The following is a 12059-nucleotide window of genomic DNA, read 5'->3' as shown; positions in this document are numbered from 1 at the left end:
ACGCGCAACGTTTTGGTCAGGCTCTGCTGGCAGTATCGCCGCCTATAGAGGCCTATAAGGCAAGAGACTGGACGAGAACGATGCGGATCGTGTCAAGCGGCGAAGTGGAAGCCACGACGATCCAGCTCTCGGAAATTCTCGGTGCACTGAGCCACGCCCTCGACCTCACGGAGGGTCAGCCCGTCGGCCATTGCGTCCGCGCGACTTGGATCGGCTTCCACATCGGTCGTGAGCTAGGCCTTCCGGATCTGCAGCTCTGGGAACTCTACCACACGGTGATGTTGAAGGACCTCGGTTGCTCCAGCAACGCCGCGCGCATCTGCGAGCTTTATCTCTCCGACGACCTCAGCTTCAAGCGTGACTTCAAGACGGTGAGCGACAGCATGCCCCAGGTGCTCGGCTTCGTCTTTTCTCACACGGGTCTCAAGGCAGGCCTCGCCGAACGCTTCCGCGCTGTGCTCAACATCCTGCAGAACGGCGGCACGATCGTCGACGACCTTATCCAGACGCGCTGCCAGCGCGGCGCGCAGATTGCCCGTCAGCTTCGCTTCCCGGCGAGCGTCTGCGAAGCCATCCACGCGCTCGACGAGCATTGGAACGGCAGCGGTCGGCCGGACCGCCTCGCCGGCCCCGCGATCCCGCTCTACGCACGTGTGGCGCTTCTCGCCCAGGTCGTCGACGTGTTCCACACCGCAGCCGGCCCCGCGGCCGCGATAGCCGAGGTCCGGGCGCGCTCGGGCACATGGTTCGATCCTCAGGTCGTCGCCTGCTTCGAGAAAATTGCCTCCGAAGCTGGGTTCTGGGACACCCTGGCCTCGGAAGAGGTCGAAGAAGCGGTGTTCGCGTTGGCGCCGGCCAGCCCGATCGTGGTGGACGAGGATTACCTCGACGACATCGCCCGTGCCTTCGCACAGATCATCGACGCCAAAAGTCCGTTCACCTCTGGCCACTCCGAGCGCGTCGCGGTCTACGCCGACATGATCGCGGCTGAACTCGGCTACCCGCCGGAACGACGCCGGTGGCTCAAGCGAGCTGCGCTCCTCCACGATGTCGGCAAGCTCGGGGTCTCGAACGCGATCCTCGACAAGAACGGCAAGCTGGACGAGGCGGAGTGGCGCGATATGCGCAACCACGCATCTCTGTCCGAGACTATCTTGGCCCGCGTCGCGGTGTTCCATGAGATGGCCAGCATAGGCGGCGGTCATCATGAGCGGTTGGACGGCAGGGGCTATCCACGCGGGCTCGCTGGCGATGCAATCGCGCCCGAGACCCGCATCGTCTCGGTAGCCGATGTGTTCGATGCGCTCACCGCCGACCGGCCTTACCGCGCAGCTATGTCGCTTGAAAAGGCGCTCGGCATCATGCGCGCGGACCTTGGAGCGGCGTTCGATCCAGCTTGCTTCGCGGCGCTGGAGCGGGCGCTCGTCGCCATCGAGGGTGATCTCGCCCGCGCGGCTTGAACCGCGCTCCGGCCGACCAATTGACTACCGGACTGGGACCATCTTGCCAGCGCCGCCGTGGGCGGCCTTGCCGCGGGGTGACGCTTCTCTAGACGCCCAGATAACCATCGTCCGCACCACCCATCCGCAGACCGGCGAGCGCAAGGTCTGGAGGCATAGCGAGGTGAGGAGACGGGTGAGCATTTTTTGAGCGTCCTAGACTTCTATTGATGGGTGAGCTTAGATCGCAAGTGGAGCTATCATCGGTGCCGTACGGAAGAGTGCACCGTCCAACAATACATGCTGATAGCAATTTCAATCGCATTTGATACAACCTGAATTGCACCTTCTAGATGTACAAATCTTCCGGTGATTTCAGCGAGAGGCCGCCTCTGTCGGCTTTTTCAGACGGCCTGAATTGAGATCAAAGGCGAAGTCAGGCCGGCCTAGAAAGGCCGATCAGGGTGGTTTGTCGACTGTCCGCTTCTGAGCAACTGATACAACGAAGCGGACAGGTCCTTGATCTTAGCTCTTGCCGTGATGCCGGTGTTGTTGGCTTGGCATTCTGGACACGTGTTCAGCCGACAGCGCGCGCCGCATCACGAACTTGGCGCGTGGCGGCATCAACCTGCTCACTCGCCCGGGCGATAGCCTCCATGCCGCCGGCGATCGTCGCTACCCCGTGCGCGGCCGTGTGCATGCTGCCCGACATTTCCCGCGTGACGGTAGACTGCTCTTCAACCGCCGCTGCGATCGCGGCCGAGACCTCGTCCAGCGCCCGGATCGTGCCCTGGATCGAACCGATCGCACCCACCGCTTCGCGTGTGGCCATCTGGGTCGCGCTGATCTGCCCGCGGATCTGGTCGGTGGCCTTGGCGGTCTGCTCGGCCAGCGCCTTCACCTCGGCGGCCACCACCGCGAAGCCCTTGCCGGCCGCGCCCGCGCGGGCGGCCTCGATGGTGGCATTGAGGGCCAGCAGGTTCGTCTGCGAGGCGATGCCCTGGATCATCAACACTACCTCGCCGATCTGCGCCGCCTGACCGCTTAGGCCCTTGACGATGCCGCCGGTGCGACGAGCCTGCTCGACCGCCTCGCCGGCCATGCGTGCTGCGTGGCTGACCTGCTGGCTGATCTCACTGACCGAGGCTGACAGCTGCTCCGCGCCCGAGGCAACGCACTGGATGTCGTTGGAGACTTGCCCAACCGTGCCGACCGCCTCGGCCGTCTGCTGCGTCACATGCTCGACCGCCATCCCAATCGCGTCCAGATCGACGCCGATCGCCCGTTGAGCCTCGGCCCGGCGCCGGCGCTCGTGTACCTGCGCTGTGATGTCAGTTGCGAACTTCACAACCTTGACCACCTGTCCATCGGCACCTGTGACCGGGTTGTAGGTAGCTTGGATGAAGACCGTGCGTCCGCCTTTGGCGACCCGCTGGAATTCGGCTGATTGGAACTCGCCGCGTGCCAGCGATGCCCAAAGGCTCCGGTAGCCTTCGCTCGATCGCTCCGTCTCGTCTACGAATAGGCTGTGGTGGTGACCCTTCACCTCACCGAGCGAGTAGCCCATCGTCGAGAGGAAGTTGAAGTTGGCATCGAGGATGGTGCCATCGGGCGTGAAGGCGATCACCGCCTGCGAGCGGTGCAGAGCGGACATTTGTCCGTCGAGATCGAGGCTGTGTGCCTTTTGCGAGGTGATGTCGGTGGCGATCTTGACGACCTTCGAGACGCGACCCGATCTGTCTCGAACGGGGTTGTAGCTGGCCTGGATCCAGATCTCGCGGCCGCCTTTGGCGATGCGCTTGAACTCGGAAGAGCGATAGGTTCCACACCGTAGGGCGTCCCAAAACGCGCGATACTCAGCGGTCTCCCGGTGATTCGGCTCTACAAACAGGCTGTGATGCTGCCCTTGTACCTCCGCCAAGGTGTAGCCGACGGCGAGCAGGAAATTGGGGTTCGCCGTGAGGATGGTTCCATCGGGCCGGAACTCAATAATCGCCTGCGACGATCCAATTGCATCGAGGGTTGCATGAGCTTCGAGGTTGCGCAGTCCGATCATGGCGTGTCTCTTGTTTTTGTCTTAGCCCCTCAACATCATTCGGCAATGCATAATAATCTCCCAAGATAGGGTCATCAAAATTCGGTGAGAAAGACTGACATAAATCGATATCCGACGTTAAGATGCAACTTTTTTATCGATACAACTATCGATAGTAACGGCATCATCCGGAATATACGGTGCTTCTAGTACAAAATTACTAGTAGGCATGGGGCGCGCAATGCATGCATTGACTGCCGGAGCTGCGGACTACCGTCCTCTCGTCTGTCTGCTATTGGGGCTCACCGATGGCGAGCTGAGCGGCTATGTTGGGTCGAAAGCGATCCGTCCGCTTTCAGAAAGCTCGAGTATCGGGCTTGATGAGATTTGCCCACCTAAGCTAACCAAAATCAGACTTGAGTGGCCATTCCGGGGATTTTATCCAGCCGTTCTAGCGGGCTTCTTGCTTATCTTGAGCGTACGGGCTGCACGCGCGAACTCGGCCCATGGATCTCGCTTCAAGGCAGCGATCCGGCTTGGCACGCTTGCGACGCTGAAGCGCGCACCGGAACCAAGAGAGGGAAGTTCGTCCCAGGTGACAGGCACGGACACAGGTGCACCTGGGCGAGCACGGGTCGAGAAGGCTGCGACGGCGGTCGCACCCCGTTGATTGCGCAGATAGTCTACGAAGATCCGGCCATCTCGGGCTTGCTTCGAGATCGTCGCGACGTAGCGATCCGGTGAATCCTTCGCCATTTCGGACGCGACACGCTTCGTAAACGCCTTCGCCTCGGCCCAAGTCATCTGCGGCTTGACCGGAGTGACGACGTGCAGGCCCTTGCCACCGGTGGTCTTGACGAAGGAGAGAAGCCCCCGTTTCTCGAGGCGCTCGCGCACCTCTACCGCGCCCGCCACGAGATTGGTCCAGCCGACGCCTTCACCGGGATCCAAGTCGAAGATCAGGCGATCTGGCTGATCCGGATCCGCGGCGGCCGCACCCCAGGGATGGATCTCGAGGACGCTCGCCTGAACCAGGGCAAGAAGACCTTCACGGTTGCGGATCACCACCACCTGTTCGCCACCGACTTCGACGAGATGAATGTGCCGATCATCCATCCCGGCCCAGCCATGCTTCTGGTAAAAGCAGGAGCCGACTCCGTCAGGGCATCGAACCAGGGAGAGTGGTCGATCGACGACATGGGGCAGGATGTGCTCGGCGATGTCGGTGTAGTAGGCGGCGAGGCCCTCCTTGGTCAGGCCAACATCGGGCCACAGGATCCGATCGGGATGCGTCAGCGTCACGCTCTCGATCGGTGCGGCCTTCGCTCGGCTCGTAGGGCGCTTCACCGCTCGCTCCCGCACCACCTCATCCGGTCGTACGTCGGGTCGGAGTGTCTTGAACGAAGCATGGCGCAACTGGGCGTCGGCTGTCCATCCACGGAAGGTCACCTCGCAGACGAGCCGCGGATTGACCCATTTGGCGTTGCGCCGAGCCAAGGGTGGCAGCTCCGTGCTGAACGGCGGATCCTTGATCCGCATCTGGTCGAGCTGCATCCAGAGATTGCGCGCGACTGTATCGCTAAATCCAGTTCCGACCCGTCCGACGTGGGTGAGAATCCCATCCTCGTAGGCCCCGAGGATCAACGAACCGACGGATCGGGGTGCCGAGGTCGAGGGCATGTAGCCGGCGATCACGAACTCCTCGGATTGCGTGCACTTCACCTTGCGCCATAGATCACTCCGCCCTGAGCGGTAGGCTGCATCCGCGCGCTTGGCGATGATGCCCTCCAACCCGAGCTTGCAGGCGTGGCGTGCCATGGCTGCGCCGTCATCGACGAGATGCTCGCTGAACCGGATGCGACCCTTCGGGTCCACGTCGTCGAGGCTTTGCAGCAGTAGATCTTTGCGCTCGATGAGCGGCAAGGCGCGCACATCCTTCCCGTCCAGGTAGAGGAGATCGAAAGCGTAGAAGACCGCCGAACCGATATCGCCTGACGTGAGCGCCTGCTGCAGCGCCGAGAAGCTCGACACGCCGCTCTCCGTCTCGACGACGATCTCCCCGTCGATCAGCGCCGAAGGCAGCTTGAGCGCCTTCAAAGCCGCCGAGATCGGCTTGAACTTGGCGGTCCAGTCGAGCCCGGAGCGCGTGAGCAGCTTGACGGAACCACCGTCGATGCGAGCCTGCATCCGGTAGCCGTCGTGCTTGATCTCGAACAACCACCCGGGGCCACTCGGCGCGGCCTCGACCAGGGTCGCCAGCGCCGGTTCAACGAAGGGTGGAAGGATAGCCTTTCGACCGCGCGGTGATGGCGGTGCCGTCGGCTTCGTGACTCGAGTGGCTCTGACTCGAGCACGGGCCTCGTGATCGGCTCTGACTGATCCGCTCGAGGCCAATTCGCTGTTGGTGCGGCCAGACAAAACCGAGGTGTCGTGTTCCTCGAGGATGTCGGCGTCGCTCCTAACACGCGAATGCTCGTCCTCGGCCTTCAGCAGCAGCCAAGGTTCCTTCGTCTCTTTGCCGCGACCCTTCATCCGCACGAGGTGCCAACGGCCTTTGAGCCGCTCGCCGTGGAGGACGAACTCGAGGTGTCCTTTCGCCAGCCCGACCGCGATGTCCCCGACCGGATCCCAGCGTCCAGTATCCCAGACGATCATGGTGCCGCCGCCGTACTGGCCTTTCGGAATGGCGCCCTCCCATTGGAGGTACTCGATGGGATGATCCTCGGTCTGGACGGCGAGGCGTTTATCTGCGGGCACCAGGCTCGGTCCGCGCGTGACCGCCCAGCTCTTCAGCACGCCATCAACTTCGAGCCGCAGGTCGTAATGAAGCCGCCGCGCATCGTGCTTCTGCACCACAAAGCGCGCCTGTTTGCCCTTGCGACCACGCCGACCCGACGGCTCGGACGAGATCGCGAAATCCCGCTTCTCACGATAGCGTTGGAGGAGCTTGGCCATGGTTTACAGCAAACCGGGCGCTGCGGACTTCAGTTCCGATCCGAGCTCGGAGGAGACTTTACCCTGCTTCAATTCGGAAGTTATCCACAGGTCGAAAAGGTGCGGAACGAGTCAATTCGGACTCTCGTTGAGTCGCCGAACCCGGGATTGACTCCCGCTTGAGTCATCAAGACTCGTCAATACTTCGACGAATGTTGGAGGCGGCAGTGGCGGCGCGTGCGAATTGGAAGGGTCACCTGCGGCTTTCGCTCGTATCCTGCGCCGTCGGCCTGTATCCGGCCGTGAGTTCGTCGAACGATCTCAAGTGTCACACCATCAACCGTGAGACGGGCAACCGAATCAAGCAGCTCATCGTCGACTCCGTCACCGGTGAACCGGTTGATCGAGACGATCAGATCAAAGGCTGTGAGGTCGCGAAGGACGAGTTGGTGCCGATCGAGCCCGATGAGCTCAATGAGATCGCGTTGGAGAGCACGCATACGATCAACATCGAAGCGTTCTGCAAGCGCGACGAGGTCGATGAGCGGTACCTGGACCGGCCTTATTACCTTGCGGCGGAGGACAAGGTTTCGCGCGAGGCCTTTGCCGTGATCCGCGACGCGATGAAGAAGAAGGGTATGGCCGGACTCGGCCGGATCGTCATCTACAAGCGCGAGCGCGTGGTGCTGCTCGAGCCCTACGGCAAAGGGTTGCTGGCGACGCTGTTGCGATACCAGGACGAGATCCGATCGCCGACGGCGTACTTCGAGGACATGCCCGATGGTAAGCCGACGGATGAGATGCGCTCGTTGGCCGAGGAGCTGATCGCTCGATCGACCAAGAAGTTCGACCCCTCCAAGTTCGAGGATCGATATGAGGAGGCGCTGATCACGCTGGTGAAGGGCAAGGCGAAGAGGCCGTCGAAGGGCAAAGGGCGAGCGAAGGCTGACGCTCCCAATTCGAGCAACGTCGTCAACCTGATGGAGGCCCTGAAGCGCAGCATCGCCTCTGAGAAATCGCCTTCTCCAGCGAAGCCCAACGCCCGCAAGCCGTCAGGCGCGACGCGAGCGACTACCACGTCGAAGCGGACCGCGAACAAGACTGCGGCGCGGAAGACGCGGAAGGCTGCATGATGGCGGAGCACCGATATCGGCCTTTCGCCTTGATCCTGTCGGATCGCGCCGATCAGCGAGACCGGGATTGCTGCTCATTGAGCGACAAGGGCTACGACGTCCTGCGATTTGCCGACGCCGAAGATGCCGAAGGTTGGCTCGAGGAGGAAACGCCCGAGGTGGCGATTGTCGATGAGGGCGCCGATCCTCTTAGGACGGGCATAGTCGAAACGCTGACAGACCGAGGTGTCATACTGCTCCGGACTGGCTGATGACCAGCGCGGCGGTCAAAGTCCCACGCATGTATCCACTCGCGGGATCCGCAACGGGTGGATTTGAGAAGTTCTGCTTATGTGGGGCCTCGGCATCAGAGCGGACAACGACGGGCGGTCGCCGCGTCAATGAACAGCATGGTAGAGGCTGCGAAAAAGGCCGGGCCGAGGATCTGGGCGTTACGGTCATGAACTATCGCTCCCCTGAAGCTCGGCCGTGCTAGTCAGGATCGCCTCCTGCAGCGCAGTGGCCGCGCGGTCGTGACGGCCCGGACCGAGCACGACAAACTCGACGTCGCCGAGTGCGGGCAGGCCCGCCGTCTCCGGGATCGCGGCCAGTCCTGGCGGCAGGACCTTGGCGGAGTGTGGCGCGATGCCCAGGCCCGCCTCGACGGCGGCGCACAACCCCATCAAGCTGCCGCTGGTGCAGGCAATCCGCCAGGATCGGCCCGCCGCGTCGAGCGCGTCGAGCGCCAATGTGCGGGTCATCGACGGCGGCGGATACAGCACCAGAGGCACGGGCTTGTTCAGATCTAGAACGAAGCCGGGCCGTCCTGTCCAGATCAGGGGTTCGGCCCAGGCCAGTGCGCCCCGCGGGTCGCCGCGCCGACGCTTGCAGAAGATCACATCCAACTCGCCCGCATCGTAACCCTGATAGAGGGACCGGCTCAGCCCGACCGTGATCTGCAGATCCACGGCGTCGTGCCGGTCGGCGAAGCGTGCGAGGACACGGGCCAGCGCCGACAGGGTATAGTCTTCCGAGACGCCAAGCCGGATGCGGCCGCGCAGGCCACCGGGCGAGAAGAAGGCGCACAGCCGGTCCTGCGCTTGCACCACGTCGCGCGCGAAGCCGATCAGGGCTTGACCATCAAGCGTCAGGGCGACTCGATGCGTGTCCCGCGCCAGAACAGGGCGACCGAGAGCCTGCTCCAGCCGCGCGATGTGCCCGCTCACCGTGGATTGCCGCAGCCCGAGCGCCTGCGCTGCGGTCGTAAAGCTGTTGCTCTCCACAACCGCCAGAAACGATCGGAGCAGCGCGATGTCCAGGTTGCCCATCATAGTCCATGATAACCGATATCGCTAACGCCCCGGCACGGGCCGGCTTAGGGTTCGGTTCAAACCCGCTTTACCGCTCCGCCGAGCCGCATCCGATGTCCGTACCCGTGATTATGACCACACTCTTCGTCGGCGGTCTCGTGGCGATTCCGACGTTCGGAAGATGGACGACGCAGATAACGGAGGCGCTGGCCTTCCTCCTCGCGGTCGTTACCCTTCTGACTGCGGTCCTATATTTCTGCCATCGCTGGCCGGAATACTATGCCAATCCTCGGATACCGCTTGTCATGACCGAACCCCCTCTCGCCGATTAATTTCGAGGTCAGATCGCGTGCGGTCTCAGAACACGAGTAGCAGCACCTTCATCGGAGCTGCCCTTGCCTTCGTCGCCGGCTTTGTCGATGCGGCGGCCTTCATCGCGCTGACTGGGCTCTTCACCGCCCACGTCACCGGTAATTTCGTACTCATCGGTGCCGAGTTGGTGGCGACCTCAGCCGGTGTGCTGGCTAAACTCCTGGCGTTGCCCGTCTTCATAGCAGCGGTGGCGAGCGCGCGGGTTCTGACCTTGATGCTGAAGCGTCAGGGGGGCGATTCTTTGCCCTGGCTCCTAACCATCGAACTAGGCCTGCTCGCAGCGTTCGGCCTGTGTGGCGCCCTTTGGTCGCCGCTGGGTGCAGCAGATGGAACTCCGGCCATTTCCGTAGGCATGTTTGCGGTCGCCGCAATGGGCGTGCAGAACGGCATAGGTCGCCTCTGTCTCGGTCATCTCGCCCCTACGACGGTGATGACGGTAAGCGTCAGCCAAGCCGTCATCGACGCGACGGATCTTACCCTCGGTACCGCTGAGAATTTTGATCTAACCCGCACGCGATTTTTAAGCGTCTTGCCGGCGGTCGCAGCCTTCGCCGCAGGTGCGTTGTGCGGGGCCTTCGGGATCGCACATCTCGCCTTCGGCTGTGTCGTACTACCACTCGCAGTTCTAAGCTCTCTGATTGTCTTGACTATGAAGCCGGCCGAAATGAACGCGAAAACGTAATATATCTTGAGGATGTCTATAATCCCATCCTGTACCAGATCGGAAGCGACGACCATCATTTGAGAGCGAGCGCGGTCCTGATGTCTGCTTTGCGTCGCGCTGTCGGAAGGAACTTACGACCGGAACGGGTCGCCAGCGGTACGTCCGCTTCAAGGCGAATGGCTGACTTCGGCTGCCCACCCCGAGCTGAATTTGCCGGACGGCTGACGGACGTCCGCTTCGGGGGAACGACGACATCGCCTCCGGCAGCTGAGTTGGGTCGGTAGGAGGCTGTCCGCTTTTCCGGCGGTCAGCCTTCGAAGCTGCCATTCCGCTAACGGCCAGACTACGTTACGTTAAATTGCCTGATCGCGCAGAACCGGACGTTCGGCTGTGCGCCCAACCCAGTCGTTTGCCGAGGTTCGGCTGCATTCCGAAAGCAGCCATGGCGGGTGCCAATGCCGTAATTCTCGCCTCACGCGTAGACGATCAGCGTGACCGCCACTCGACCGTGGTTGCGTCCGACTCGGATTGCGAGATCAATCCCGGAGATGCCTGCGCCGGTAATGACGAGGCGTGTCGAGCTCAGGACGTCACCTGCACAGGCTGGCGGGCACAGCATAGCCAGGCAACGCTGCCGTCGCGGCCGATCAGGGCGGCCGCACGGCAATCGCCGACCAGCGCGTGATCCTCGATGCGCGTGCTCATCCCTCAAGTCTCTCCACGATGGAATCTGAAGCCGCGTGCCGACCCCGACACCGGTATGCCTGCTGAGCGAGCGGCCCTAAGCGAGCCATCCTCCCCGGGATGGGAGTCTCGATCCTTGGGGGCTGGACGCGACAGGACGACGGGCCAGCTCGGCCCGCGGCCCATCAGTTGAATGCGTGTCTCGACCGAGAGACTGAATACTCTCGAAGTCGCCGGCGGAGTTGTGCCCGTCCCAGATCGACTTTCCCGGGGCACGGAGGGTCGGCCGTCGGGCCCTTGCGATCGAATGGCCCCATGTCTGCGTTGATACGCAGCGATGCCCCCTTCGGTCTGGCCCCCTGGTCACGGTTTCAATGGCTTCGCCGTCAAGCCGGGCGTCAGGCCTGGATCGATCTGTTCCGGGGTTTGGGCCGGGGATTCCGTCGGCTCGGGAAGGCTGGAGGCGGGACCGGAGCTCCCACGCGTAGCCGGAATGCAGTCGGGCGAAGGCGGCCGCGGTGCGAACACTTCGCGCACGCCGGCGACCATGCCATCCAACGGGCCGGGCCGCGTCTTGTCCGACCGATCCTTCCGCAGCGTCACGGTCGCGGTGAGTCCGGATACGAGCGGGACCCCGGGCGGAACCTCGGTGATGCGGATGCGCACCGGCACGCGCTGCGCGAGCCTCACCCATGTATAGACCGCATTCACGCTCGGCAGTCCCTGGGTGCTCGATGCCGCGTTCGAGACGGCTATGCCGCGGGTGACGGTATCGACCTGGCCTAGGATCGGGGCCGAGAACCCCATCAGCTGGGCTTCCGCGCGGTCGCCAACGCAGATGCGGCCGAGCTTCGTCTCCTCGAAATAGCCGTCGATCCAGTACGAGTCCGTGTCGATCACCGAGACGTTGGGCGTGCCGGCGGGAGCGAAGTTGCCGACTCGCATCAGCAGGTTGGTCACGAACCCGTTCACCGGGCTTTTCACCTGGGTGCGTTGCAGGTTGACCTCGGCCTGATCCTGCTCCTGCTGGGCTTGCTGGAAGGTCGCCTCGGCCATGTCGGCCGTTCCTACGGCCTGCTGCTGCGACTGCGCCGTCGTGGCGACGTCGCCGAGCTTCAGCAATCGCTGAGCCTGCTCGCGTTTGACTTGGTAATCGGCGGCGGCCTGCTTCAAGCTGGCCTTCGCGCTGTTGAGCTTCACGCGATAATCGAACGGGTCGATGACGTAGAGTACCTCACCCTTCTTCACGTACTGGTTGTCAACGACCCGGACCTCCGTGATCTGCCCCGAGACCTGCGGCGCCACGTTCGCGACCTGGACGCGGACGCTGCCGTCGCGCGTCCAGGGCGAGGTGACGTAGTAGTTCCAGATCAGCAGCGTACCCAGAGTCGCGGCGGCCAGGATCAATATGGTCGCCGCGCTCCTGAGGGCCCATTGGGTCCGGCCCACGCGCTTCGGAGGTGCGTTCTCCGCCCATTGGAGGGGCGCGCCGGCCGCGGGCGAAGGCCT

9 protein-coding genes are annotated in these 12059 nt (G+C 62.9%); 4 read left to right on the top strand and 5 right to left on the bottom strand.

Annotated features, from left to right (window positions below; all coding sequences use genetic code 11):
• The first annotated feature begins 80 nt into the window (after window positions 1-80).
• Window positions 81-1460, top strand: a complete 1380-nt coding sequence (locus ACLBX9_RS16545; RefSeq protein ID WP_447719715.1) for an HD-GYP domain-containing protein — start codon at window positions 81-83, stop codon at window positions 1458-1460.
• A 556-nt stretch (window positions 1461-2016) separates the two neighbouring features.
• On the opposite strand, the gene ACLBX9_RS16540 is transcribed toward ACLBX9_RS16545, so the two are convergent.
• Both ACLBX9_RS16540 and ligD read right to left on the bottom strand, forming a co-directional pair.
• Window positions 2017-3495, bottom strand: coding sequence for a methyl-accepting chemotaxis protein (locus ACLBX9_RS16540; protein ID WP_447719714.1), 1479 nt, complete (start codon window positions 3493-3495; stop codon window positions 2017-2019).
• 417 nt (window positions 3496-3912) lie between these two features.
• A complete protein-coding gene (gene ligD, locus ACLBX9_RS16535) occupies window positions 3913-6429 on the bottom strand; it encodes a DNA ligase D (protein ID WP_447719713.1) in 2517 nt (838 codons plus the stop codon).
• A 206-nt stretch (window positions 6430-6635) separates the two neighbouring features.
• Here ligD and ku point away from each other — a divergent pair, with 206 nt between their 5' ends.
• The gene (gene ku, locus ACLBX9_RS16530) at window positions 6636-7541 is read left to right on the top strand and encodes a non-homologous end joining protein Ku (RefSeq protein ID WP_447719712.1); all 906 of its coding nucleotides are present in this window, start codon (window positions 6636-6638) and stop codon (window positions 7539-7541) included.
• Window positions 7538-7792: a hypothetical protein gene (locus ACLBX9_RS16525; protein WP_447719711.1), complete on the top strand. Its 255-nt coding sequence runs from the start codon at window positions 7538-7540 to the stop codon at window positions 7790-7792. The genes ku and ACLBX9_RS16525 overlap by 4 nt, the downstream gene beginning before the upstream one ends.
• A 186-nt stretch (window positions 7793-7978) precedes the next feature.
• Here the strand turns inward: ACLBX9_RS16525 and ACLBX9_RS16520 are convergent, their stop codons facing one another.
• Window positions 7979-8851, bottom strand: a complete 873-nt coding sequence (locus tag ACLBX9_RS16520; protein WP_010685745.1) for a LysR substrate-binding domain-containing protein — start codon at window positions 8849-8851, stop codon at window positions 7979-7981.
• Window positions 8852-9179: 328 nt separating this feature from the next.
• Here ACLBX9_RS16520 and ACLBX9_RS16515 point away from each other — a divergent pair, with 328 nt between their 5' ends.
• Window positions 9180-9884: a YoaK family protein gene (locus ACLBX9_RS16515; protein WP_447719710.1), complete on the top strand. Its 705-nt coding sequence runs from the start codon at window positions 9180-9182 to the stop codon at window positions 9882-9884.
• Between the two features lie 564 nt (window positions 9885-10448).
• Here ACLBX9_RS16515 and ACLBX9_RS16510 read toward each other — a convergent pair.
• Together ACLBX9_RS16510 and ACLBX9_RS16505 are read right to left on the bottom strand one after the other, a co-directional pair.
• Window positions 10449-10571, bottom strand: a complete 123-nt coding sequence (locus ACLBX9_RS16510) for a hypothetical protein (RefSeq protein ID WP_447719709.1) — start codon at window positions 10569-10571, stop codon at window positions 10449-10451.
• Window positions 10572-10913: 342 nt separating this feature from the next.
• On the bottom strand, window positions 10914-11957 hold the full coding sequence (locus ACLBX9_RS16505) for an efflux RND transporter periplasmic adaptor subunit (protein WP_447719708.1): 1044 nt from the start codon (window positions 11955-11957) through the stop codon (window positions 10914-10916).
• Window positions 11958-12059: the final 102 nt, after the last annotated feature.

Source organism: Methylobacterium sp. A49B (genome assembly GCF_053346215.1).
This window is presented reverse-complemented; position numbering and strand designations above follow the sequence as displayed.

Bases quoted from the DNA above. Each gene is read 5' to 3' on its own strand.
- ligD (WP_447719713.1), bottom strand. From the start codon at position 6,429: ATGGCCAAGCTCCTCCAACGCTATCGTGAGAAGCGGGATTTCGCGATC.
- ACLBX9_RS16510 (WP_447719709.1), bottom strand. From the start codon at position 10,571: ATGAGCACGCGCATCGAGGATCACGCGCTGGTCGGCGATTGCCGTGCG.
- ACLBX9_RS16545 (WP_447719715.1), top strand. From the start codon at position 81: ATGCGGATCGTGTCAAGCGGCGAAGTGGAAGCCACGACGATCCAGCTC.
- ACLBX9_RS16540 (WP_447719714.1), bottom strand. From the start codon at position 3,495: ATGATCGGACTGCGCAACCTCGAAGCTCATGCAACCCTCGATGCAATT.
- ACLBX9_RS16525 (WP_447719711.1), top strand. From the start codon at position 7,538: ATGATGGCGGAGCACCGATATCGGCCTTTCGCCTTGATCCTGTCGGAT.
- ACLBX9_RS16520 (WP_010685745.1), bottom strand. From the start codon at position 8,851: ATGATGGGCAACCTGGACATCGCGCTGCTCCGATCGTTTCTGGCGGTT.